We start from the raw sequence: 25223 nt of genomic DNA on the forward strand, positions 1-25223 counted from the left end.
GCACAACTGACGGCTTTTGCCGTGGAGGTGTTATGCGCATAAAAAGTATTTATATTCTGGCAGCCGGGCTTGTTCTTATGGCGGCAACTGCTGCCCAGGCTTCAGATATAGCAACCACAATTCAGGCGCGGTATGAAAAACTGCGCACGTTTTCTGCCACTTTTGAGCAAACCCTCACCCACAAGGAAAGCGGCTCTGTTGAAAAGCGGCAGGGCAATCTGCTGTTTCAGAAGCCCCTGCTCATCCGCTGGCAGACCGACAAACCCCACGAAGAAACCCTTGTTGTGACCAACAAGGAAATTTGGGATTACCTTGCGGATGAAGAAATTGCCTACCGCTATCCCCTTGAGCTCGTGCGCGATTCCCGCACAATTATTCAGGTGATTACTGGGCAGGCCGCGCTGACCAAGGATTTTGACGTCAAGGAAGCCGGTACGGAAAACGGCCTCGCCAAGCTGCACCTTTACCCCAAGGAAGCCGCACCGCAAATGGTTGAGGCCCTGTTGTGGGTTGAGCCTGCCACCGGCTATATTCGCCGGGCCAGCATTATCGACTTTTACGGCAATTCCAACGACGTGCGCTTTACGCAGTTCAAGCCCGATACCTCGCTCAAGGCCTCTGATTTCACCTTTACCGCGCCCAAGGGTGTGGAGGTGGAAGACCGCATTGACCGCAAGGTGCAAGAGCGGGAGCTTTTCAAATAGATTTTGCTGATACGCAAAAAAGGCCGTGGTGCAGAAACGCCACGGCCTTTTTTTATTCTGTTTTGCCTGATTTTCAGACGCAAAGCTGTTTGAAAATTTCTGTGGCATCCTTTTCAACAATGGGAAAGGATGCCTGCAATTCTTCCGGCACACTCACAGGCCTTCCGCTGGCCATGTCAATAAATACCCACTGCGTTTCGGCCTCGGCCAACAGGGTTTTTGCCGCTGTGTTCCAAAAAACGTACCGGCGCACGCTGCGCCGGGATGCGTATGCGGCTATCCAGGTGGCGGCAGTGATCACGTCCCCCATAAAGGCGGGGCGCTTGTAGGTGATGGTATGCTGGCGCACCACCCATCCCTGACCGATGCTTTCATAGCGCTCCATGGGCCAGCCGCAAGCGGCAGAGTGGGCCACGGCCACATCCTGCATCCAGGCCACGTAGCGCAGATTGCTGACTCGCCGCTGCATGTCTATGTCATCTTGCCCAACAACAATCTGCTGCGTGTATATGTTTACCTGAGCCATATGTCCTCCGCGTGTGTGATGGCGCAGAACATACGCCTTGAATGCTAAACATTAAAGACACGCGGGCTTACATACATAGCCCGCGTGTCTTTAATGTTTAGCATTAGGTTGAGCTGTTTGCTGGTCATGTCAGCTCAGAGCTGCATGGCAAACCCCCTACGCATAGTTTTGGGCCAGTGTATCAAGCACCGCCGCTGAAAGGTGACGGGGCTGGGCACGCAGGCTTGGGGCAACGCCCCATTGCAGCAAAACTTCCAAAGCCTTGTCCTGGGCTGCCTCAAAGCTTTCGCTCACAGGTGTTGAGAGCGGGGCGGCCAGGGTCATGGCCGCAGGCTGCACACCAATGAGGGTGCAGTGGTTGGGTGCTGTGCCACGCAGTGCGGCAAGGCCCATTACTTCCGAAAAGCTGTTCTGGTGCGGGCCTATTTTCTGTGCGGTAACGTAGGCGGGCACGTTGTCACGCAGCAAAATTTCGCCTGGTTCAAGGCCAAAATCCACCGCATCCAGCACCAGCAGCCTGTCGGCCCGTTCCACAAATGTCAGCAGGGTTTGCCCTTGTGTGCCGCCGTCCACAATTTCCACATTTTCAGGAAAATCCCAATGGGCGTAGAGCCTTTGCGCCAAAAGCACGCCAAAACCCTCGTCGCCGTACAGTATGTTGCCAAGACCAAGAATGATGATCTGTTCCATGTGCTTTCCCGGTTCAGGAGAGGGCGCCCCCAGCGGGACGCCCTACGATATGTGCAAAGGCCTTGCTACGGCTTGCGCCGCTGGCGGAAACCGCTGAACATGGACGAAACCAGAGTTGTCTTGCCCATGATTTCTTCGCGTATGACCATGTACAGATGTACTGTCACAAAGGTGATGAGCAGCAGCATGCCCAGGCGGTGCAGGCTGCGTGTCATTTGCCCGTTACCTCCAAGCCAGTTGTTTATCCAGTCCTGCACAAAGGCAAAATAGCGTAGAAACGGTACGTGGCTGTCCTGGGCGTACATGCCAAGGCCCGTCAGCATGATAACAAGCATAAAGATCATGCCCGTACCCATGCCAATCTGTGCCAGCGGATTATGGCCGATATGCGCGCCGCATTCCTTGTTCAGAAACAGATACCAGCGCACATCCTGCCACAGGTCGGCCCACCAGTCCTTGCTCCACACTGGTATGATGATGAGCTCGCGTGAATAGCGGTTGCCCAACACAAGGCCATAGATGTAGCGCAATACGGTTGAAATGATCAGCACAAATCCCGCAATAAAATGCGCCATGCGGGTATAGCCCATGTAAAAAGTGTTGTACGGCTCGCCAGTGACTGAAAGCCATGGTTTGCCAATAATATAGCCAGTAACGATAAGCACGCAAACGCAGGCAACCATAACCCAGTGCCATATGCGGATGGGCAGCTGGTACACATAGATGCTCTTGCCCATGGGCATTTGCGGCAGCATATGTTGTTCGCTCATGACGTTCTCCCGGCGGAAGGCTTGTATTCCCGGCTCGGATTGCCCGAACGCTAGAAGCAGTTGTCTGTTCGCACGGATATGAGCTCTGACCCATCCGGCCCGATTATGTGCGTGGAGCAGGCCAGGCAGGGATCAAAGCTGTGCAGGGTGCGCAGAATTTCAAGCGGCTGATTGGGAACCGCCATCTGCGTGCCCATGAGCGATGCTTCATAAGCGCTGAGCTGTCCGTCGGGGCTGCGGGGCGCTCCATTCCATGTTGTGGGAACAACACACTGGTAATTATGGATTTTTCTGTCTTTAATGGTTATCCAGTGGCCCAGCGCGCCACGGGGAGCCTCGGTAAAGCCCACGCCGCGCAAGGCTGTGGTGGGCCAGCTTTCGGGCTTCCACAGTTTGGTGTTGGCTGTTGCGCGGTTGCCGTTCTTGAGGTTGGCCACAAGCTTGTCGTAAAAATAGCGCATCTTGTCTGCCGACCACACAAGCTCAAGCGAGCGGGCGGCAATGCGCCCAAGGGTTGATTGCAGGGCAGAAACCGGGGCCTTGGCCTGGCCAAGAAAATCATCGATGAGGCCATTGATTTCGTTGTCTTTTTTGGCGTAACCCACAAGCAGGCGGGCCAGCGGGCCCACTTCCATCTGATGGCCGCGCCACAGCGGTGTTTTAATCCACGAATACCGGTCGCGTTCGTCCACCTGCTTGAGGTCGGTGGGCGTACCCTTGATGTTGGGGCCGGGGGCATAGTTGGGCTCGGTCACACCGTCAAAGGGGTGCAGGCCGGTTTTGCCGCCGGGGTAGGGTTTGTACCACGAGTGCGCCACTGTTTCCTGAATTTCTTCGGGGTTGTGCAGATCAACGGGCAGCACTTCGTTGAAGTTGCCGTTGATGATGGCCCCGCGTGGCAGCAGCAGGCTTTTGTCCGAATAATCGTTGGCAATGTCGGGTATTGCGCCGTAGGCAAGCACAGAAAGTTTGGAAAGCCCGCCGCCGATGTTCAGCCAGTCGCCGTAAAAAGCGGCCAGCGCAAGGGTATCGGGCATAACCACCTGCTGGGCAAAGGTGCGGCAGCGTTCGATAAGCTGCAAGACCAGCTCCAGCCTTTCCTGATTTATCACGTCAGACGCGCCGTGCGCATCCAGATTGAGCGAGCAGGGCACACCGCCCACAAGCCAGTTGGGATGAGGGTTTTTGCCGCCAAAAATGGTGTGTATCTGCACCATGTCTTTTTGAAAATCGAGCGCTTCCAGATAGTGGGCAACCACCATCAGGTTGGCTTCTGGCGGCAGTTTGTAGGCCGGGTGCCCCCAGTAACCGTTGGTGAAAATGCCAAGCTGGCCCGATTCGATAACACGGGTAAGGCGATCCTTGATGGACTTGAAGTAACCGGGCGATGAATTGGGCCAGGGCGTGAGCTTTTGCGCGAGCTCGGAAGTGGCCTTGGGGTCTGCCTTGGCGGCAGAAACCACATCCACCCAGTCAAGACCGGCCAGATGGTACAGGTGTACCAGGTGGTCGTGGTACATGAGGCACAGGTGCATGATATTGCGGATGATATTGGCATTGTCGGGAATTTCAATGCCCAGGGCATCTTCTACCGCATGCACCGAGGCAAGGGCGTGCGTGCCCGTACACACGCCGCATATGCGTTCCACAAAGGCCCAGGCGTCGCGCGGGTCGCGGCCTTTGAGGATGATTTCTATGCCTCGGAAGATGGTTCCGCACGAAACAGCGTTGGTGATAATGTTGTTGTCGTCAAGGTTGACCTCGCAACGCAGGTGACCCTCGATGCGGGTAACCGGATCAACAACAACGCGGCGGCCAGAATCCTTAACGGCATAACCCTGTGAAGTAGTATATTCGTAGGCCATGGGGTATTTCCTCAGCTGTTGGAGTCGGTGTCAGAGGTTCCCTTGCTGTTCTTGCAGGCCGCATGGCGCACCATGCTGGCAACGCCGTGCGCTGCCACACCCGCCGCCACGCCCGCCACAGCGGCAACGCCCACGGTTTCTGCCGTGGCATTTGTGCCCAGGTGCGGAATGGTGGTTATGCGGTCATAAAACGATCCCTGATCCCAGAAGTTCTGTTCCGAACAGCCAATGCAGCCGTGGCCAGACTGAATGGGGAAGGACACGCCGTTATTCCAGCGTGTGGATGGGCAGGCATTGTAGGTGGTGGGGCCTTTGCAGCCCATCTTGTACAGGCACAGGCCAGCGCGCGCGCCATCATCGTCCCATGATTCCACATATTCGCCCGCGTCAAAGTGGGGCCTGCGGTAGCAATGGTCGTGCACGCGCTTGCCATAAAACATTTCGGGCCTGCCCTGCGAATCAAGAGTGGGAAGGCGGTCATAGGTAATGATGTAGGTCAGAATTGAACTCATGACCTCGGGGATGGCCGGGCAGCCGGGAACCTTGATCTGCGGTTTGTTGGGAAAGAGCTTGTGCAGCGGCGTTGCGCCCGTTGGGTTGGGGTTGGCAGCCTGCACGCAGCCCCACGAGGCGCAGGTTCCCCAGGCTACGAGAGCTTTGGCGTGTTCCACGCCTTCCTTGAGCTTTTCGTAAAAGGGCTTGCCGCCGTCAATGCAGTACATGCCCTGGCCATTGAGCGGCACGTTGCCTTCTACTGCCAGAATATACTGCCCCTTGTATTTATGGATAGCCTCTTCATATGCGGCATTGGCCTGATCACCGGCAGCCGCCATGATGGTATCCTGATAATCCATTGTTATCATTGAAAGCACAATGTCGGTTGCCAGCGGGTGGGCAGTGCGCAAAAACGATTCTGTGCAGCAAGAGCAGGAAAGCCCGTTGATCCAGAGTACTGGAAGCCGGGGTTTGGTGGACAAAGCCTGGGCGATTGCCAGATCAGCACCAGGGCCAAGGCCTAGCGCTACGGCGGTAAGCGCACAGAACTTCATAAAATCTCGGCGGCTGACACCACGATTACGCAAGATTTGTTCGGTAGTTTCGAGATGAGCCATAAGTACCTCGAGAAGAACATTGTTGCAGGGTTTTAATGCACAACTTTCCGCTAAAGCTTATAAACTCCTTTAAATGCAGCGTATCGCATGCGCAGTTTTTTCTGCACTATTGCTTATGGGAATTACGAAATACTTTTCTTTGTGGTTGTGTTATTCAGGTCGTTCATGACACCAACGAGAATGTCGGTCTGTTTGCGCAGTTCTCCAAGCACAGCTGTTGCCTGATCCATGGCTGTTGAGGTCATAAGGGCAAGCTGATTGATGTCTTCAAGGCTTCTGTGGATGGTTTCACTGGATGCGGATTGCTCTTCAGAGGCCGTGGCAATGGACTGGGCCTGGGCTGTGGATGCGCTGGCAAGCTTTACAAGTTCCTGTAAGGCATCACCCGACTGACGGGCAAGCACGGTGACAGATCCAATGGTTTCTGCTGTCTGCTCCACATGGGTAATGTGCTTGCGCGTGCCGCTCTGAATGGCATGGATGGCTTCCCCTACCTCCTTTGTGGCCAGCATGGTCTTTTCGGCCAGTTTGCGTACTTCGTCGGCCACAACGGCAAAACCCCGGCCTGCATCGCCAGCCCGTGCCGCTTCAATGGCAGCATTGAGGGCCAAAAGATTGGTCTGGTCTGCTATATCACTGATCACATTCAATATTTGTCCAATGCCCTCGGCCTGCTGACCAAGCACGCCCATGTCAATCTTCATGTCATCAGACTGCTTTTGCACCTGACCAATGGCGGAAATTACATTTTCAACAACAGACGAGCCTTTTGTGGCCTGCTGGTGCGAGTTGTCGGCTGTTTGAGCGGCATCCGCAGCATTTTTGGCAACTTCAACCACGGTAATGCTCATTTCCTGCATGGCGGCGGTGGTGCTTTCAAGACTGTTTGACTGATTTGTCGCGCCTTGTGTGGATGTTTGCACCTGTTCAGAAAGAGCATTAAGAGCAATGTTGAGCGATTCAACAACTCCCTGAATCTTGTCCACTGCCACCATAAGGGTGTTTGCACGCTTACTGGTGGCTTTTTCGGCCTCTTCTGCTGCTACACGGCACTGATCGGCCACCTTGCCCTTCTCTTCAGCAATGGATTGCTGTTTTTGGGCTGCCTGAATCTGTTCTTTGAGTCGCGCAACCATTTCGCGCAGCACGTCTGCAAGGCCGCCGATTTCGTCACGCTGATGCACCGTCAGCACGGCGTCAAAATCGCCCTGGGTTACGCCCTGGGCATAACGCAGGGTGCTGCGCAGGGGTCTGCCAATGGTTATGCAGATTCTCCAGCCCAGCAAAATTGTCAAAAAGGCAACCACCAGCGCTCCAGAGCAGGCAACCACAAGCTTTTGCTGGGCAGTGCGTACATCTGCCCTGGCAGTTTCAAGCAGATTCGCTCCCCACGATTTTTCTACTTCCATGAGGTTGTCTATGCGCCTGGTGGCGGCGGCAAACCATTCCTGTGGTTCCACCTCAAGATTTGACTTCTCAAGATTTGCGTATGCCGTATCACGATAGCGCGTTACATCGTCGTCGGCGGTCTTGAGTTTGTTTTGCAGCAGAGCCTGGGCTTTTTTGCCACCAAGCTCTTCAAACGAGCGCAAATAGGTGTTTTGCGCGCTCACTCGGTACAGCCAGTCGCGGTACAGCTGCTTGCTGAACGTGCCCGCAGAAAAGGCCGCGTTGAGCGTGGCCCGCTCCTGTCCGGCAATTTCCTTGCCGTGCATCAGCTGCAAAATGGATGTGAGAGCCTTGTGGCTTTGTTCGTTAAGACCTGAAATTGCAGTTATAAATTCGTTGATGCAATTGCCGTATGCAGCAATCGCCTGAAGTGCGTCGATTCTTGTATCTCTGGCTGCTGCGCGCACATCGGCAAGCTCTGCAAATTTTTTAGAGGCAGATGAAAAAAGTGGACTGAATGCGTTGTTCTCGTGGCTGTTAGCATCGGCAAGGGTAGCGGCAAACTGTTTGTATGCCGCGTCTGACTTTTTTTGCTGATCGGGAAGTTCAACGGAAAATTTTTTGCCCTTGCTGCCCACGTAGCCTGCTGTATAGCCCCGTTCTTTCTGAACCTCATGTATCAGTTCACCAGCAGAAAGACTCACAAGCATGGCGCGCTCTACAAATTTGAGCTCGTCTATGTCCTTCCAGCGTTCAACGCTCTCAACAGCTACAAGAAACAGAAATGTTGCCATCGGCAAAATGAGCAACAAGCTGAGCTTGCGGGCAATTTTTAGATCTGCAAGCATGGCGGCCCTCCTGACGATTGTTTCTGACTCAAGTTATGCGTTGGCGGTGGGGGGGGTCCTATTTAATGTTAACGACAAACATGTATGGCCTTTTATTTTAAAAAATTTAACATAGTGAGATGAATTATTGATACAGATACCATAAAAAAACAAATAACAACCACGTCATAAATAAATTTGTGCCTAACATTATGTTTGCATTAACAATAATTATAACTATATGGAATGGAAATATTTTTTTATGATGTTCAAGTGCATGACACAATTGCATAGGTTTTTTTATGATAGCATATTACTTTACTAATAATTTTTAGCATAGTTTTGCTTTAATACAACATACTAGTTTAACACATAAAAAATTATAAAATATTGCTTTCATGTATTTTTGATTTTATCTATCGCAGCTTGAGCCGAGCTTGTGTGTTATTAAAATTTATTTTGTATCACTGTGTTCTGTGCAGTTAAACTGATCAGCCAGCCAGGTCAGGCAACGCACAAATACGCACGGCCTCGCACTGGAGCCAGTGCGCAGAAAAAGTAAATGTTATATGAGTGCTGTTATGTGCAATTGTGGTCGATTAAGCTGAATTGCCATTACTAATGTAAAATTAATGAATAAAAATTTTTCAAAATGTCTTAATGCAATATGAAGTGCCGTAGCATTGTGTGTTCACAAATTTTATAAAAACGTAAATTGCGACATGTTGATCTCGCATTTTTATACAACAGATAATTTATTTTTTTACATATGATTGTTGGGTTACTATTTTGTGCGGGGCAATTTTAAAATATGAGTATTTGGCTTTGGTGATTATCCATTTTCCGAATAAAACTCCCAAAGACATTTTTTGTCAGGTACGTTATGAATCTGAAGAACTGGCAGATGACCAGGCAACTATCATCAACAAGGGGTGCGACATGGGCATTCAACGTTTTTTACCCTGCAACACCTGGCAAGCCTCTGTTTCAGAGGCGGGCTGGCTGCCGTTTTTGCGGCTACGGCGCTCGGGTGCAACAGCCATGCTTGGCTTGTGCTGCCTTATGCTGACCCCAGGAATTTCTGCTGTTGCTGCGCCACGCACCGTGGGCGATTTCAGTATTGATCTGCCTGCTGGCTGGAAAACGGAACAGGAAGGCAGTGGGCTGCTCTTTAGCTCGCCCAAGGAAGGCTGCTATATCACCGTGCTGGAGAAGGACTGCTTTAATGGCGATCTTGACCTACTGGCCAAGGCCTCTGCCAACGTGACTGGTGGTAACGATTTGCGCACGCTGGGCGAGGGCAAGGGTGTTGTTTTTGCAGACAGGGGGGCCCGATCCTGGGTTGGCCTGCTGGATAACAAATACATGGAAGTGACCGTTGCCCATAAATGCTCTGGGGTGGGGCCAATTATCAAGAGTCTCAAGCTTTCGGCCAAGGCCAGTGGCGCAGATGCGCTTGATAAGCTGCTGACTGTGGTGCGCAGCCCCGAAAATGCCAAATGGCTTGCGACCGGTGAGCGCCCTGACGATGCCAAGGTGGTCGAGCCGCCAGACCCCACGGGCGATATGCCCAACTTTACCGCTCTGGGTGATGGTTCTGCTGCCCCAGTGCCGCAGGAAAAGGCCGTTCCCGCAGGCTGGCGCACAACACGCGCCGGGCAATGGACAATCTATGAAAAGACGGAAGACAAGGTGTGGCTTGCCGTTGGATTGTATCCCCTCAAAAAAGACCCAGAAGGGCAGTGGGGAGCCTCACTTATAGAGCTTGCCCGCAAGCTTGGTGGCATCAATATCAGCACTGGTGAGGGGATGGTTGATTTTATGACGCGCGAAGGGGCCTTGGGAACAATGCAGAACACAGATACAAACACTGTTGTTGAAATGTATTATCCAGAAGAAGATGCCAGCCTCGCAGAACTGCGGGAAGCACTGCACTAGTGTACACAATTATTTTTTTTCGATTTATTATAGCAGCTTATAAGGAGCCAGTAAATGCAGATGTTAAAGGTTTGTGCGGTATGCCTTGCCGCACTGCTGCCCCTGATGCCTTCGACGGGGCAAGCGGCGGGTATTGTGTTAAAAAACAGTATGAATGCTGACATAAAATCGGTCTTTTGCGTAGGCAACAATGGCGAAAGGCTGTCTGTGGTCGAGGGGCTGCCCAAGCGTGCTACCAAAACTGTTGCAGCGGCCAAGTTTCCAGAGCATTCATGCACGCGCATTGGCATAACCATGCAGAACGGCGCCGGGTGGCAGTATTATCACGATCCCGAACCGGGCTCGGCCAAGGAAATCGAATTTTCGCTGGATTCAGCTGGCCAGAACGAAACCCGTAAATATCCATCAATGTTGATCACGCTGCCAGGCAACGATGCCTACGTGGCACCGGCGGGCGTGCCCATGTTTATTCTTGTGCAGCTCATGCGCAAGGGCATGGACCAAACCCGCTGGAAGGAATTTGCCTTTCCCGGGTATGAGACGCTTAAAGATCCCGGTGCGTTTGCCGTGTGCTTTGCAGACCAGTCTTGGAGTATTGCAGAGGGCGGCCTGAAGTTTGTGGGTTCTGGGGGGATACTTGAAACTGTTTCCATGTCGGCCCCTTTTGCCAACACAACTTTGGGCGCGGGCTTTGACGATCTGAAAAATAACGGCTGGCTGCCCCTTATGCTGGAGGCCAACGGTCAGGCCAGTGTGTTCTGCCCAGAGGGAGCGGCCATGGCCCCGCAGGGCACAGTCGTTGACTGCCCCCAGACCAAGGATGAGATGTGGCAGGCATTTGAAGCCCTGTTTGTGAGCAGTGTGGATAACCCGGATAAACCCGTGCGTATTGTGCTTGGCAGTGAGGGGCTGACCCTTGCCATGAATCTGAATCTTGATGCAGCCCTTGCGGATATTGTCCTTGCACGCAAACCAGCGGCTGTGAAGTAGCGGGCACTGCTGCAAACTGAAAGCGCGGCCTGTGGCGCTAGCGTAGAAAGCTGCAAAAATCGAGGCTTATACATCCGTTGCGGAACGTATAAGCCTCGATTTTTTTGCAAATTTTGCAGGCATGCGTGGTGACAGCAAAAAACAGACAGGCACAGTGCTGACCTACAGGCCGCCGCCTCCGCCCCCGCCAGATCCGCTGCCCGCGCCGCCGCCCCCCGAACTGAAACCGCTGGCCGAAGAAGTGTTGGCAGAAGCGGAAGATGCGCTCACTGCGCTGCCAAAACCATTGGAAAAATCGCTCCAGCCGTTATGCCCATGCACCAGGGCGACATCAACGCCGCAGTCTTCCAGCGCGGCAGCCTGTAGCTGGTCGGCAAACCTGTTGCACCAGGTTTTCTCCAGGCCCAGCACCAGCGCGTATGGCAGCAGGCGGCGAAACACTTCGGCTGTGTCTTCCGGCTGTTCATCCTGCGCGCCAGCCTGCTCCATGCGCGGCAATTCTGCGGTGCGCATGTACATGGCAAGCCCTTCGATTTCGTCCAGAACGGCGCGCGCGGCAGGGCTTGGCGCTTTGATTATGGCAGTGAACACAATGGATGTGATGATCATGAGCAGAAGAAACAGCCATTCAAGATCATAAAAATAAAACTGAAGAACCAGCGCGGCCATGCCCGCCAGTGGAATAACCTCAAGCCCCATCATTCCCATGAGGGATATTGGATACTGACGCCTGAGCAGCAGGGGGAGCAGCAGCGTTGCGCAAAACGCCGCGCAAACACCTAAAAGCAATACCGTAAGCAGCAGTTGCGAGCCTGACGGGGCAAGCAATGAAAGGTCCATCTCCCAAAAACTTGCCGCAAAGGCCAGCGGAAGCACCAAAAACCAGCCCAGCACCGCAACCCATGTGTTCAACTGCCATGCACCCTTGAAGTTTTGCTTCAAGCTTGTCTTGGCGGCACTGAAAATATTGCGGATTTCTTCATCTCTGGGGCGCAGCACCAATCTTTCACCATTGCTCGCACAGCGCGCAAGTTCACGGTATACGGCCTGTTCTTCTGCGGTAAGCTCAGATCTGCGCTCATTTGTGCCTGTGGTCAGCTCGATCGCGTAGGTTTTGGCATCCGCCCTGGTGATGCGGCACAGCCCCTTGAAGGCAAGACCCAGAAATGCGGCGGCAAGCCCCCGGCCGGTGATGCGGGCCGATTTGTACAAAAATTCGACTGCCAGTGGAGAAAGTGTTTGCGGGGCAGCACCGGCTTCTGATTTTTTGCCCCATTGAGCGGTTTGGGGCGGGTAGTAGCGGGCGATGATGGCCCCCTTGGGCGGGTCTATGCCAAGCCGCTGCCAAAGCAGAAAATAATAAAGAAAAACAGCGCAAAAAGCCAAACATTGCGTGGGCAGACTGGGGTTATCGTACAATACTTCAAAAAGCAGGCCCCGCGCCTTGATGGCACGTTCTGCCTCCTGCTGGGCTTTTTCAAAAGCCTCGTTCTCACGCTGCTGCTGTTGCGACAAGGCAAGTGCAGGGTTAGCAATACTGTTTTTGTCAAAGGATACCGCAACTGTCAGCTGCGCCCCTGGTTCCAGCGGGCTGGCGAGTGTAAAGGTCGCCTCGTTGGCATGTGGCCTTGCAATGGTGATGCTGTCGGTATTTTGGGAGCCTGCCAGGCCCGCCCACGCGGCGGTTTGCTGCACGGCCACTCCCTGGGGCAGAACAATGCGGCACGAGGCAGCGCGTATGGGAAAGCCCCAAACCCCCGTGGTGTTCCAGTTGAGTTCGCCGTTGGATTCGTAAAAGCGCAGATGCAGAGATGTGTCGTATTCCAGATCAAAGCGGTGCTGCCCCTGTGAGAGAGGCCCTTTGCCCCGCATGAGCACCCGTATGTTGTCATCGCTGGTTTCAGTTTCAACCTGTTTCAGCGGGGAACCGTCAATGCTTGCAGATGCAACAGTAAAAGGAACCGTGCCGTTGTAGTTCTCTGGCCCGGAATAGAGCAGGGGAATCTCCCGGTATATTCCTTTTTTAATCTGATTGCCTTCCGCATGCACCACGATTGTTTCGCGAACATGCATGCTGCCATCTTTATTTATTGTGATGGTAGATGAAAAGCTTTCAATGCTTTCCTGTGCGCATGTTTCACTATATAAGACAGATATGAAAAATAGCAGGGTGCAGGCAATAAATGCAATGCGAAAAGTCAGTACACGGGCGATGTGGAACGTGTGCATGGCGTTATCCTTGCGGCAGGCCCTGTTTGCACATTTGTCTGATTTTTTTCTAAAGTTCCATGTCGTTATTGCGCGCTTACATCTGGAACAGCCCGCTCAGCTGGTGAATCAAGCTCAAAATATGTCGCAGGCGCAAAGTGGAAAAATCCGGCAACAATGTTGCCGGGAAACTGGCGAACACGGTCATTCTGCTCGCGTGCTGCGCCATTGTAGTAGCGGCGGGCCATCTGGATTTCGTCTTCAAGCGAGGCGAGGCTTAGTTGCAACTGGCGGTAGTTTTCGCTGGCTTTCAATTCTGGGTAGGCCTCGGCAACGGCAAACAGTCTGCTTAAAGCCCCGGACAACGTGCCCTCTGCCTTGGCCTGCGCTGCCACGTCACCCTGCACAGAGAGCGAGCGGGCGCGCGCGGTGCTTATTTCGTCAAACAGGTTCTTTTCATGGCTGGCGTATTGCCTGACAGCGCTGACCAGATTGGGCACAAGGTCGTGCCGGCGCTTGAGCTGCACATCAATGCTGCTCCAGGCTTCTTCCACCATGTTTTTGCCGCGCACCAGGGCATTGTACAGGGCTGCAATGGCTGCCAACACAATCACGATCGCCCCTATGCCAATCAAAATGCCGGTGCTCATATGAACTCCTTGAATTTGTTGGGAGCCAGCGCGGCTCGTGAAACAGCGCATTGCGCAGTCTACGCCATGCGGAGAGCGGGGCGCGGGCCTGTTCATGCTGCCATAAAAACTGGCATATGCGGGGTGTTCGGTCAATGGGGGAGAGGTCTGCCTGCAATGATTACTGCTAATAATCAGGCAGCCACATTTGTAGATAATCGGCCAATGGTTCTGATGTACAAGCCGCTGGCCGAGCTGGTGAAGAATGTTTACTAGAAGATATCCCCGTAATCAGGAATTCCCCACTGATTACAGCGCCAGAGCAAAGCAGTTTCGCAAATCCTGCATGTTGCGTTGCGGCACACCAGCGGCAAGAAAGGTTTCTTCCCAGTTTTGCCGGATTGTGCCCTTGATTTCGTCAACAAGTGCCTGTGCTTCAGCAGCCTGTATGCCAAAGTGTCTGCCAGCCGCCAGCAGATTGCTTACGGTTGCTCTGCGTCCTTCTGGCCCTATGCCAAGATGCGAAACGCGGGGGCTGTCGTCCATTGCTGGTTGTGGAACCACATCATAAGCTGGCGAAAGCGCCCACCCAGCCCGGCCATTGGGCGCAGGCAGCAACAGAAAGCCATGATTGCGCAAATGGTCGTCCGAGTTGTTGCACAGGGCATTGTAGACCATGCGGCGGTACAGCTCGCGCATATCCTGCTGTATTGCGGATGCCGCATAAAAATCGCGCCGCATGCCCGTGGCTATGTCTGTGTAGCTGGCTGGTGATTCCAGCCTTGCAGCGCCGGTCAGTGTCATGGCTGAAACAAAGGGGATGCGTAGCACCGAGTTTTTACTGCGCTTTCTGTCAAACCGCTCAACCAGCAGAATATCGCGGTTGCCCATAACCGTGATCCGTTTTGTGTCAGCAACGCTTATGCCGCACAGCCTTGCCAGCCGCATGTTTGCATCTTCTATGCGGCAAGTGGGCCACGCCTCGCGCTCCTTGCTGAATTTGGCAATCCAGAATTTCCCCTCAGACTCAAAAGAGGCCTTGGGCCTTGCGCCGCCAATGGATGAGCCGCGCACAAAGAAGCGCCTGTATTGCGGCTCAAGCTGGTCTGCCTGCTCAACATCATCGGTAGCCATAAGCATGCCCGACAGGTCCAGCTCTGCCCCTGGGAGATTCATGGCCCAGTTGGGAACATCTGTAAAAGGATGCACCTCTGGCGCACTGCTGAAACCCAGGGCTCCTATGCGGTCTGGCCCGGCATAGAGCATGTAGTCGAAATCAGAGAGCTTTGCCCCGTAACCCTCGGCGGCAATATCAAGTATGTGGCGGCCCCAATCATCCGGGCAGGAATCGAGAATTCCGTTGAATAACGCGCCGCCCAGCGGCCCTTCATAGGTGTGTTCCCTTTGCAGGGGCAGTGCTACGGGGTCAACGGCCACGGCATCGGGCCGCTCAAGATAGCGGTTGGAATACTCAAAAAGGCACTGGCTGAATCTGCCATCCTGAATATAGCGCAGGCGACCGGCAACGATAAAGCGCCCTTCAAGGTGCATATGCACATAGGCCACGCGGGTTGTCATGGCAGCCTCACTTAAAAGTCGTAGGAAATTTTATCCTTGCTGCCAGTTTTGCCTTCAAGGCGTCTGCGTTCGTGGGCAAGGCCAATCATGTCTGTTTCCATGGCTGCTACACTGTCCATGTCATTTTCAAGCCCAAGGGTGAGCAGGGCAGTGGCCAGCGTGCCAAGGCTTGTGCCGGGAATGCCTGCCTCTAGCCTTTGCAACGAGCCCACAGAAACCAGCATAAGCTTGGCCATTGCGTGCAGGGTTAGACCCCGGCGCTTGCGCGCCAGCTTGATTCTGCGCCCAAGCTCCTCAATCTTTGCCAGAGTTGCCGGGGGTAACGCAGTGATGGATGATGAATTTTTAGCCATAAATGATATTTTTTTAGCGATTTTTATCAATATATAGCTAAATTTGAAAAGGTCAAGGGGGGTATTGCCCTTGAGTGCAACCTTTGGTGCGGGTATTTCCAAGGGTAGGTAGAAAATATTTTTTTGTTACTTATCAATTTTCTTGTCGTGCAATAATTTTTCGACAATGTGCATTATCAGGATCACTTTCTAAACCTTTTTGCGCAACAAAGACAGCTTTTGGTAAATTTCCAGAATTCATATACAACCATGCAATTCTTGAGTAGTCATCGGCAGACCATGAACTAGTAAATTGCTCCATGTACTCAGCAAGCGAACTAAGTATTCTTTTTTTATCTAGTGTATCAATAATATCTCGATTTTCTGTAATATATCTATTTATGTCATTTGCTGAAGTGCTTATGTCATGCAAGTTAGAACATGATTTGGAAAATTGTGTTTTAGCATGGATATATTTAGTTCCATCACCTTCTTCATGGTATATAGATGCCATTAGTTCCCAAGCAAAACATTTATCTTCGCTACATATATCGTCATTCACAAGAAATAATTCTAAATAATTTTTAGAAATATTTCTGTGATTAGTTCTAAGTAAAAATGCAGCGTGTAAGAGTATCTGGGGGAATTTTTTTCCTATGTATTCAATAATATTTTGTTTTTCAGCTAATGGCATAGAATCATTTTGAATTAGCCCGTTTACAATTAATTTTAGTCGTTCTATGGCTTGTTGGACTGTTTCAGTATTTTGTCTGGCTCCCAATAAGTGGAGAAGTTTAATGTCGTCTTCAACAGTGTATTGATATGGTGAGGATTTGAGCTTTTTTTCACCGTAAACACGTGATGCAAGTGGCACATTAAGTACTAATGAGCCATTTTCTAGCTCTTAAGATTCAATTAAAGAAAAATTTATTACCTCGTCAATTGCATTATCAATATCCATCTGTGTGCTGTCGGAACGCATCAAAATTGCTTTTATGGCAACTTCTGGAATGTCTGAATTCCATTGGCAAAGAGTAAGATATACTCGCTGTGCTGCAGCACTGAGTTGCAAAAATGTTCGATCAAACAGAGCTACTAGAATGTCTTCTCTGTCTGCTATGACTCTCTTAATGTTAGCAATGCATCCATCCTTAGCAACTTGGCCAAGATAAATCTTTATTATATACGGATGACCGTCAGAAAATTGAATAATGTTTTGTATTGATGACTTTGTAATAATATTTGATATGTTGAGTTTTTTTGCGTGACTCTCAATTAACTCTTTCGCTTCAAAATCAGTCATTCCTGTAATTTCAATGGGGTAATCACTTTTGAATTTTCTATGACGTGTTGTAATGATAACTTTGTTAGGCAATTCGATGTTTGTATTGAGCCATGTATAAGTATCTTCAGGTGTTGTTAATGTTTCGAAGTTATCAAATATATATATTTTTCCTTTTCCTTCATAATGTTCCCGAAGCTGTTTAGTAAAATAATCGATTTTTTGTTCTACGGTCGTTAAGTTTTGATCAGGTTGCATTAGGTTGATGTATTGTTCGCTGATGTCTTTTTTTGTTAAAACAGCTACTTGTACAGATTTTGGGCCGTTTTCTTTTAAGTCAATATCTCTAGCACTAAACCAAATCGTTATATCGAATGGGGGATTATCCATTTTTGACATTTCATGAAGTATAGATAGGAGAATCGTTGTCTTTCCAATTCCACCTCTACCAGAGAGGGTGATAACTGGATTTCTTTTGTCTAATATTATTCTTGAAATTTCTTCTTCAAGAGAGTTTCTTTTTATATATCCATCCATTAATTGGGGCATGTTAGAAAAGAAATTTCCCTGAACCTCAAATCCATCTAGGCCGTATGTCTCACTTTTGGGAAGTTCTTCTGGTGGAATTGAGTATTTTTCGTAACTTTCAATTTTTGTTTTACCTGTTAGATACGATAACAGTTCAAACCCATTTCCAGATGGACCATTTGGCAAAAAAACGTCACACAATTCAGGATCCGTGTAGATTAGTTCCAACTCCCTTGGAGTATTGCAAAAAACATATGCGCCATTGGGGTACTTCTGGGATCCGCCTTTATTTTTCAGATAGTTAAAAGAATCAGCGTTATTAGAAATTTTTGATACACGATAGCTCCCGTTTAAGTTTTTATATAAAAATGCTGATTCAAATTTTAGTATACTTAAATTCTCAGCAATTATGTCTATCGATGCACGCAGCTTGAGGCAAGCATTAGATAATTGTTCAGGAAGCTGCGCACCATGTCCTCGTGTTTTGTTTCTGAGGTTTGCAAAATCTTTATACCAATCAATTAAAGATACTTTTTGCACATAGCTAGAAGGTATTGAAACATTTCCCCTCACATCTTGTAGTAAAACGTGAGCTTGATGCTGCCATGAGCCAGAATTAACTTTATGAATTAATTCATTCAATTTTGGTTTTATTTCATCTATTATATCGAGGTACTGTTTACCGGTCAAAATGTGTTCTAGACATGAAGACCAGTCTCCGATGCTAGATGATCTAACAAGTTTATGATATATGCGGTAACGATTTCTTTCCTTGCCATTAGTCAATACAGATGCAACATATAATAGAGTAATTTTAGTTAGTAACTCTCCATAATACATGAGAGAAAAAAAATATGCATTATCAGAATTATCCTTAGCCGCATCTACCCTTTCAATCATTTTTTTTATAAAAATATTTGGCATATCTCCCTCCATGTGGAAGATTTTTGACAATTTTAATTTAATTCTGCGTAGATAATATTAACAATATGAATTTTATATCACGACTAGTTTTTTTTTGCAATTTTGCTAAGCTAGTTTGCTTTTTTACATATTTTAATCACGGATAATTACACCGTTAACTTAGTAGCCACAAAAAAGTGGCTTATACGTCTTATCCAGAGCGTATAAGCCACTTTAATTTGTGGGGGTGGTGGAGGCGGGGGGAGTTGAACCCCCGTCCGAGAACTGTCCACTCGAAGCATCTACAGGTTTATGTCAGGAATTAATTTCACCGTGGTGGTAGCCCCTGACCGGGCGCATCACGGCAATCTCGCCGGTAAACTCCTCGCGGAAAACCCCGGTAAGAACCGATTTCCGCCAGCCTGATAAGTGTCGCCATTCAGGGTTATCAGACATGGCCCTGAATGACGTGACCGCCTAGGCGGTCGTTGCCTCGCTGTTTTTAGGCAGCGTAAGCGTAGTCGTAATCGTTGTTGGCAATTACTTTTGTTGCCGCTTTTTACGAGGCCAGCGGCGCCTCGACCTGCCGCTAAGGCTTCCACGTCCCCGTCGAAACCAGTGCGCCCCCATTGGGTCAATCAATACAATAAGTCGCTTATGCCGGTTTGGCAAGCACTAACGGATGTAGAAATGTGACAGCGGCCCTTTGAGGCACATGTGGTAGTGCTCCAGCAGGGGGGCTGCGTCATCCATCTGATCCAGCATGTCGTTTTGAATCTGGGTTGCCAGTTCCACGCCGTGCGAAAGCATGGCCACCTGCGCCATTTCTTTAAAACTCTTTTGCAAATCTGGCTTGCGGGCGATTATGTCACACAGCAGGGAGGCGTCGTTGTCTGTACCCTCGACCATCAAGCTGCCCTCTGGCGAGAGGTACAGATGCAGGCGGTCTTCCGGGCGCAGATGGCGCTCTTCAAGCTGCGTATTCAGCATGTCCATAAACGCTTCCTGAAGCTCGTCCAGTCGCGCCTCTAGCGCGGTAACAAGCCCTTCGCCATCCTTGGCCAGGCAGTTCAGCGCCCGGACAGATGTTTCGTCCAGGCCAGAAAGCGCCTTTCCCGTGGTGGGATAGTGCCGTGCTTGCGAGGTTGCCTCGGTAGCGCCAGATTGCATGTGGAGCATGGCGCTTATGCAGTTGTTATTATCGGTAGTCACATGCTCCCCCTGTGGCTATGGTCAATTTTGCCTTGCCCTTGTTTGCCTTGGGTATAAGCAAAATGAGTGCCAGAATGATTCAAGGCCGTAAAAACGGGAAAAAGTTTAGAAAAAGTCAAAAAAATGTCGGTGAAAACCGGGACACCGCCCGTATTTGCCGTGAGAGCGGCCTTTTACAAACAGGATGTATTTGCAAAATGACGGTCAGGCGGCAAATTTTGCAGAGCCGGGCTGCGTATATGGTGCGGAGGTCAGGCCTCAAGGCTTGCGGCCAGCGCCTCGCCCTGTGCGCCGCCTCCAGCCATGCGGGCCAGCTCTGTGTGCCGGTCTGCCTTGCTGAGGGGAGAGCAGAGGGTAAAGGTTTCGCCATTGCGCACAACCTTGACGATCTGAAAATGCCTGCGCGCGCGGGCCGCCAGCTGCGGCCAGTGGGTGATAAGCAGCATCTGGCGTTTTTCGGCCAGTGCGTAGAGCTTTTCTGCCAGCTTGTTCAGGGTCATGCCGCCCACGCCAGCGTCAACCTCATCAAAAATAAAGGTCGCGCCTTCGTCATCCTGCTGCACGCTGGCAAGCGCCAGCAAAAAGCGTGAAAGCTCACCGCCAGAGGCAATTTTATCGAGCGGCTGCGGGGGCTGGCCAGGGTTGGGGGCCCACAAAATACGCCCGCGTTCATCGTGTACGCCGGGCCAGATTTCCTGCGCGGTAAAATCGGGAATAACCCGCACCTGTTCTGAAAAGCCCAACTGACGGAGTTCGTTTTCAAGATTTGACGCAATGGCAGCTGCGGCCTCGCGGCGCGCCGGTATGATGCGGGATGTCACGGCGGCCAGCTCTGCGGCAAGAGCTGCCGCTTCCTTGTCCAGGCGTGTTATGTCGAGGGCGCACACATCAAGAAAGGAAAGGTTCTCTGCAATTTCTTCGCGCAGGGCCAGAATTTCAGGCAGGGTGCGGTGCAGCTTGCGTTTGAGCTGGGCAAGGGCAAAAAGGCGTTCTTCCAGATGGTCCATATCTGGCATTTCGTCCAGCCCCGGCAGGGCCGGGGGCCTGCGCAGCCTGCCGCCCAGGTGCGCCAGCTGCTGGCGCAGCGCGCCCACGGCATCGGCATCGGCCTGAAGTGAATCATCCTCGCGGGCCATGCGCAGCAAGAGTTTTTCGAGCTGACCGAGCTGGTCGATCACGCCTTCCTGCTCGTCGCCTTGCAGCAACACAAGCGCCTGCTCGTAATTTTCCTGCTGGTGCTCCATGGAGCGGGCCAGGGCGCGGGTTTCTTCAAGGCGTTCTTCTTCACCTTCTTCAGGGGAAACCTTGTCTATTTCCTGCTGCTGCATTTCAAGCAGCTCACGGCGTTCCACAAGTCCGGCCTGTCTGCTGACAAGAGCCGCACGTTGCGCCGCGTTGGCCTGAAGGCGGGAAAGCAGATCGTCCCGCTGGGAAATTTGCTCTGGGCAGCTTATGCCGCTTTCAAGCAGCCGCGCCTGAAAGGCAGATTGAAGCAGTTTTTGCTGGGCGTGCTGGCTGGTGTGGGCCACAAGGCGGTTGCGCAGGTCGCGCAGGCTGTCCTGCGAGCGCAGCTCGTCGTTGATATACAGGCGGCTGCGGCCTGTTTCTGCCACAATTTCGCGCCGCAAAACCATGTCGGCCTCGGCGGTGCTGAACAGGGCCTCGACCTGTGCGCGCTCTGCGCCAGCCCGAACCATGTCTGCCGACAGCTTGTCGCCAAGCAAAAAGCCCAGCGCTTTAAGAATAAAGCTCTTGCCCGCCCCGGTTTCACCCGTAAGCACGTTCATGCCGGATGAAAATTCCAGTTCCATGTCTTCAATAAGGGCCAGATTGCGAATGCGCAGGTATTCAAGCATGGCTTCAACGTGTTGTTATGGCGGTTTATGTATGTTAAAGTTTAACTTTAACTTTCAAAAAAATATTCTTCAATTTCAGTCTATTGGCGAAGCCTGGGATCAAAAATATCTCTCAGGCTTTCACCCAGCAGATTATAGCCCAAAACAGTAACCAGAATGGCCAAACCGGGGTACACCGACAGCCAGGGCGCAGTTTCAATCACGGCCTTGCCGTCCATAAGCATGTTGCCCCAGCTTGCCGCAGGCGGCTGCACGCCAAGGCCAAGAAAGCTGAGGCTTGATTCTACCAGTATTGCCCCGGCAACGCCAAGGGTGGCTGTTATCAGCACCGGGGCAAGGGCATTGGGCAGAATGTGCCGAAACAGTATGCCAGCGGTAGAAGTGCCCGCAAGCCGCGCCGCATCGACAAATTCACGTTCGCGCAGGCTGAGGGCCTCGGCGCGCACAAGGCGGGTAACGCCCATCCACGAGGTAAGCCCAATGACCACCATTATATTGGTAAGATTGGGCTCCAGAAAGGCAATAACCGCCAGAATAAGAAAGAATGACGGAAAGCAGAGCATGATATCAACCACGCGCATGATGCATTCGTCCACCCAGCGCCGAAAATAACCGCTTATCAGCCCCAGAACCGTGCCAATGCTCACCGAAATGCCCACGGCCACAAAGCCCACCCACAGCGAAACCCGCCCGCCGTACAGCAGACGCGAAAAAACATCGCGCCCCAACCGGTCTGTGCCGAGCAAAAAGCGGGAGGAGGGCGGCTCCAGAATATTTTGCAGATGCAGGGCGTTGGGGTCAAAGGGCGCAATCAACGGCGCCAGCAGGGCAGCCAGCGACATGCCAAGCACAATCACCAGACCAAGAGCCAGCATGAGATTGCGGCCAAGCAGCCTTTTGACAGCACGGGGCAGCATCAGGCGTTGTCCTTGGCGTTGCGTATGCGCGGGTCGGCCAGCCCGTAGCAAAAATCGGCCAGCAGGTTGCCAGCAAGGGTAAGCACAGCCCCCAGCACCAGGTTGCCCATGATCATGGTGTAGTCACGCGCCATGACAGCGCCGTAAAAAAGCTGGCCCAGGCCGGGCAGGGCAAAGATTGATTCAATGATGACACTGCCGCCAATGAGCCCCGGCACAGAAAGCCCAAGCAGGGTGATGACCGGCAGCAGGGCGTTGCGCAGGGCATGCCGCCAGATAACGGCCCCAGCGCCAAGCCCCTTGGCCCGCGCAGTAAGAATATAATCCTGCCGCAGCACCTCAAGCATGCAGGCCCGCATATAGCGCGACATGCCCGCCAGGCCGCCAACCGTGTATACCAAGGTGGGCAGGGCCAGATGCCGTGCCAGATCGCAAAATTTGCCCCACGCGCTCAACTGTTCGTAATTCATGGATGTAAGGCCAGAAATGGGCAACCATTGCAGCTCTATGCCAAAAAACATCATGAGCAGCAGGGCCAGCCAGAACGAGGGCATGGCAAAGCCCAAAAAAACCAGCACGGTAACCGACTTATCCAGCAGGGAATTCTGCCGACAGGCAGAAACAATGCCCACGGGAATGGCTATGAGCAGGGTCAGCACCAGCGAAACAACGTTCATGCCTACCGTAAGCGGCAGCCGTTCAAGAATTTTGGTCAGCACCGGGCGCGAATCGGCAGACATGGAATTGCCAAAATCAAGCTGCACAATGCGCGTCAGCCAGTCCCAGTACTGCACATACAGCGGGCGATCGAGGCCGTACAGCGCCTCAAGCCGCTGGCGCGCCGCAGCACCAGCCAGCGGATTGAGCGTGGTTTCCAGATCTGTGGGCGAACCCGGGGCCAGATGGATGACCCAAAAACTGATAATGGTAATGCCCCACAGCACAAGCAGCATCCACAGCGTTTTGTGAAAAACGTGCAGAAGCGGGCCAGAAAGGCGGCTTTTTGCGGCAGGCTGGGGCAGGGTGCTCATGAAAAAAGCTTACTCCGTGCGGGTCATCCACTGGCGCATGTCGTCCACTTCCTTTTGCCAGCCAGAAGAAAGGCGCAGCTTGAGAAAGCGGGCGTACAGAGAATCCAGCAGACCGGTACACACTTCCATAAGATAGAATTTTTCGAGCAGCAGGGCATCGGGGTCGTCGTCGCTGTCACTCTGGTCGAGCTTTGGCGTTTTGAGGCTGTTGAGGCAAAAATCCTCTGCCTTCAGGCTTACCTGAAAGGCCAGCTCTTCTTTTTCTAGGCGCAGCAGGGCGCGGCTGACCTGCTTGCCATTGCCAAGGCCAAAGCGGGCCTCGCGAAGAGGGGAGAGCGAGCCGGAAACAGAGGCTGTTTCGCGGGCATCGCCTTCGCCGCCTTCGACCACGATACGCTGCTCCATCGAAACGGCAAAGGGCGCGCCGTCCTTGTCGGTAAACGCGCCGGGGGCGGTGTCGCTCTGGTACCAAAGCCAGGTCAGAAATTCCTTGCCGAGAATACTGTCTGTTGATTCACCAAGATAAGGCATATTCATGGGGGCTCCGTGCCGTCATCAGGAAAGGGGCGCGAACTGCGTGGGTTCCAGCTTATCCAGGCGGATAAGGCTTTCTTCATCCAGCATGGAAACCGCCAGATTATAAGGAGTCAGCTGCTCCAGATGCAGTTCGAAGGATTTAAGAAATTCTTCCATGAAGAGGTCGATCATCTTGTTTTGGGTAGATGCGAACCAGACTTCGTTTTTGTCCGTGGCCCACAGCACGTTGAATTCGCCGGGAACCGGCAAAAAACGCGAGCGCAGGCGCAGCAGAACCTGCTCCTTGAGCTCTTTTTTGCGTTCGCGGGCAATGTAGTTTTTGCCCTGTTGGGCCATTCGCGCTTTTTCTTCCTTGAGCGCCATGGCCACATGCTTTTTGACCACGCCCGCAGGAATGCGACGCATATCGAGCCGCAGCGAAAAAACGATGTACGCGCCTTTTTGGGGCGGGGCAGTAACCCAATCGGTATCAAGCATGTCCTCAAAGCATGCCCAACCCTGGGCCTGCATTTCGGGAATATCGTCAATGTCGCGCATGGCGAACTGCTTCAGCTTGTCCGGTATTTGCGGCCAGAGCGTGGCCGGAACGGGATCAAGAATACGAAACCGTGTAAAGCTGCAAGAGCTGTTGGCAAAGCCCATGTAAACTCCTTGCTTGTAAAACCTGTGTTGGCAGTGTTGTACGTCAGAGCCGCTTCGGGGGCAAGTGCAGGCAGATGCCCTTGTTCGTGGCCGGGCCGAGTTTTTCCGCACCAGACGCGCAGACGGGGAAAGCATTGCTGGCAGCAGAATTTTCAGATCATTCATTACTATAATGATGGAAACCCGTCTGCCAGGCCTCAAAAATGGCTGCGGCTATGGCGACACCAAATGCCACAGGCGTGCTGCAAGCGGTGCGGTTGGTCTACAAGGCGGCCAGATTCCCGCAGTGTACAACTAATTTGTCAGATTTTTCATCAGATGCAAGCCCGTTTCGGGCTGACAGATTGGATGAAAAAGTGCGTGAGAAAGGGTTTCGCCAGTGGCGATCTGAGGGTGGCTTTGCCCCTTTTTCGAGGCAAGGGTTGCGCTGCGCCGTGTATTTATAAATGTCCCATAATGATAATTATGTAAACTTTTGAAGATGGAAAGGGTTTTGATCCCTTAATTTCGGTGACAACCAAGGTCGCCCGCCCTTGACGGCATGCCCCACTTCACGCACGATGTGCGCATCTTGCCAAGGAGAATTACCGTGCCGCCCAAACATTCCGGCAATGCCGGATCATCAAATAATAATCGTCCCCAAACCAGCTCGTCTTCAAGGTCATCAAAAAAGGAACCGGTTCGGGATTCGACGCGGAATTCGACACGGGACTCTTCAAGGGAAATTTCCAGGGGAAAACCTGGAGATCATTCATCT

General features: G+C 52.0%; 21 protein-coding genes and 1 other RNA gene. 3 read left to right on the forward strand and 19 right to left on the reverse strand.

Going from position 1 to position 25223, the window contains the following annotated elements; genetic code table 11:
* Positions 1–32 precede the first annotated feature (32 nt).
* The gene (gene lolA / locus ACE3NW_RS00860) at positions 33–704 is read left to right on the forward strand and encodes an outer membrane lipoprotein chaperone LolA (RefSeq protein WP_374279487.1); all 672 of its coding nucleotides are present in this window, start codon (positions 33–35) and stop codon (positions 702–704) included.
* 73 nt (positions 705–777) lie between these two features.
* On the opposite strand, the gene ACE3NW_RS00865 is transcribed toward lolA, so the two are convergent.
* From ACE3NW_RS00865 to ACE3NW_RS00890, 6 genes are all read right to left on the reverse strand, one after another.
* Entirely contained in the window at positions 778–1230 is a 453-nt protein-coding gene (locus tag ACE3NW_RS00865; RefSeq protein WP_374279488.1) for an acyl-CoA thioesterase, read from the reverse strand.
* Positions 1231–1386: 156 nt separating this feature from the next.
* Positions 1387–1920: a HyaD/HybD family hydrogenase maturation endopeptidase gene (gene hybD / locus ACE3NW_RS00870; protein WP_374279489.1), complete on the reverse strand. Its 534-nt coding sequence runs from the start codon at positions 1918–1920 to the stop codon at positions 1387–1389.
* Between the two features lie 65 nt (positions 1921–1985).
* The gene (gene cybH, locus ACE3NW_RS00875; protein WP_374279490.1) at positions 1986–2690 is read right to left on the reverse strand and encodes a Ni/Fe-hydrogenase, b-type cytochrome subunit; all 705 of its coding nucleotides are present in this window, start codon (positions 2688–2690) and stop codon (positions 1986–1988) included.
* A 50-nt stretch (positions 2691–2740) separates the two neighbouring features.
* Complete coding sequence (locus ACE3NW_RS00880) at positions 2741–4555, reverse strand: nickel-dependent hydrogenase large subunit (RefSeq protein ID WP_374279491.1); 1815 nt, start codon at positions 4553–4555, stop codon at positions 2741–2743.
* Between the two features lie 11 nt (positions 4556–4566).
* Positions 4567–5667: a hydrogenase small subunit gene (locus ACE3NW_RS00885; RefSeq protein WP_374279492.1), complete on the reverse strand. Its 1101-nt coding sequence runs from the start codon at positions 5665–5667 to the stop codon at positions 4567–4569.
* A 122-nt stretch (positions 5668–5789) separates the two neighbouring features.
* Positions 5790–7904, reverse strand: a complete 2115-nt coding sequence (locus tag ACE3NW_RS00890) for a methyl-accepting chemotaxis protein (RefSeq protein WP_374279493.1) — start codon at positions 7902–7904, stop codon at positions 5790–5792.
* A gap of 918 nt (positions 7905–8822) precedes the next feature.
* Here ACE3NW_RS00890 and ACE3NW_RS00895 point away from each other — a divergent pair.
* Both ACE3NW_RS00895 and ACE3NW_RS00900 read left to right on the forward strand, forming a co-directional pair.
* Positions 8823–9821, forward strand: a complete 999-nt coding sequence (locus ACE3NW_RS00895) for a hypothetical protein (RefSeq protein WP_374279494.1) — start codon at positions 8823–8825, stop codon at positions 9819–9821.
* A 150-nt stretch (positions 9822–9971) separates the two neighbouring features.
* Entirely contained in the window at positions 9972–10811 is an 840-nt protein-coding gene (locus tag ACE3NW_RS00900; RefSeq protein ID WP_374279495.1) for a hypothetical protein, read from the forward strand.
* A 162-nt stretch (positions 10812–10973) separates the two neighbouring features.
* On the opposite strand, the gene ACE3NW_RS00905 is transcribed toward ACE3NW_RS00900, so the two are convergent.
* The 13 genes from ACE3NW_RS00905 to rdgC all read right to left on the reverse strand — a co-directional run bounded on the left by ACE3NW_RS00905 (position 10974) and on the right by rdgC (position 24466).
* Positions 10974–13040: a DUF2207 domain-containing protein gene (locus ACE3NW_RS00905; protein WP_374279496.1), complete on the reverse strand. Its 2067-nt coding sequence runs from the start codon at positions 13038–13040 to the stop codon at positions 10974–10976.
* A 65-nt stretch (positions 13041–13105) separates the two neighbouring features.
* The gene (locus ACE3NW_RS00910; RefSeq protein ID WP_374279497.1) at positions 13106–13669 is read right to left on the reverse strand and encodes a LemA family protein; all 564 of its coding nucleotides are present in this window, start codon (positions 13667–13669) and stop codon (positions 13106–13108) included.
* Between the two features lie 288 nt (positions 13670–13957).
* Positions 13958–15226 carry a type II toxin-antitoxin system HipA family toxin gene (locus ACE3NW_RS00915; protein WP_374279498.1) on the reverse strand — a complete coding sequence of 423 codons (1269 nt, stop codon included), beginning with the start codon at positions 15224–15226 and terminating at the stop codon, positions 13958–13960.
* 11 nt (positions 15227–15237) lie between these two features.
* Positions 15238–15579, reverse strand: coding sequence for a helix-turn-helix domain-containing protein (locus tag ACE3NW_RS00920; protein ID WP_374279499.1), 342 nt, complete (start codon positions 15577–15579; stop codon positions 15238–15240).
* 133 nt (positions 15580–15712) lie between these two features.
* The gene (locus tag ACE3NW_RS00925; RefSeq protein WP_374279500.1) at positions 15713–16432 is read right to left on the reverse strand and encodes a hypothetical protein; all 720 of its coding nucleotides are present in this window, start codon (positions 16430–16432) and stop codon (positions 15713–15715) included.
* A gap of 30 nt (positions 16433–16462) precedes the next feature.
* Positions 16463–18292 (reverse strand): NB-ARC domain-containing protein, encoded by a 1830-nt coding sequence (locus ACE3NW_RS00930; protein WP_374279501.1) that lies wholly within the window; start codon positions 18290–18292, stop codon positions 16463–16465.
* Positions 18293–18519: 227 nt separating this feature from the next.
* Positions 18520–18899, reverse strand: a transfer-messenger RNA (tmRNA) gene (gene ssrA / locus ACE3NW_RS00935).
* Between the two features lie 47 nt (positions 18900–18946).
* Entirely contained in the window at positions 18947–19483 is a 537-nt protein-coding gene (locus ACE3NW_RS00940; RefSeq protein ID WP_374279502.1) for a hypothetical protein, read from the reverse strand.
* A gap of 251 nt (positions 19484–19734) precedes the next feature.
* On the reverse strand, positions 19735–21339 hold the full coding sequence (locus ACE3NW_RS00945; RefSeq protein WP_374279503.1) for an AAA family ATPase: 1605 nt from the start codon (positions 21337–21339) through the stop codon (positions 19735–19737).
* An 80-nt stretch (positions 21340–21419) separates the two neighbouring features.
* The gene (locus ACE3NW_RS00950; RefSeq protein WP_374279504.1) at positions 21420–22256 is read right to left on the reverse strand and encodes an ABC transporter permease; all 837 of its coding nucleotides are present in this window, start codon (positions 22254–22256) and stop codon (positions 21420–21422) included.
* Entirely contained in the window at positions 22256–23287 is a 1032-nt protein-coding gene (locus ACE3NW_RS00955; RefSeq protein WP_374279505.1) for an ABC transporter permease, read from the reverse strand. Before ACE3NW_RS00955 ends, ACE3NW_RS00950 begins: the two co-directional genes overlap by 1 nt.
* Before the next feature lie 9 nt (positions 23288–23296).
* A complete protein-coding gene (locus ACE3NW_RS00960) occupies positions 23297–23824 on the reverse strand; it encodes a hypothetical protein (protein ID WP_374279507.1) in 528 nt (175 codons plus the stop codon).
* An 18-nt stretch (positions 23825–23842) separates the two neighbouring features.
* Positions 23843–24466 carry a recombination-associated protein RdgC gene (gene rdgC, locus ACE3NW_RS00965; RefSeq protein WP_374279508.1) on the reverse strand — a complete coding sequence of 208 codons (624 nt, stop codon included), beginning with the start codon at positions 24464–24466 and terminating at the stop codon, positions 23843–23845.
* Positions 24467–25223 lie beyond the last annotated feature (757 nt).

The organism is Desulfovibrio sp. (assembly GCF_041907885.1).
Classification (GTDB): Bacteria; Desulfobacterota; Desulfovibrionia; order Desulfovibrionales; family Desulfovibrionaceae; genus Desulfovibrio.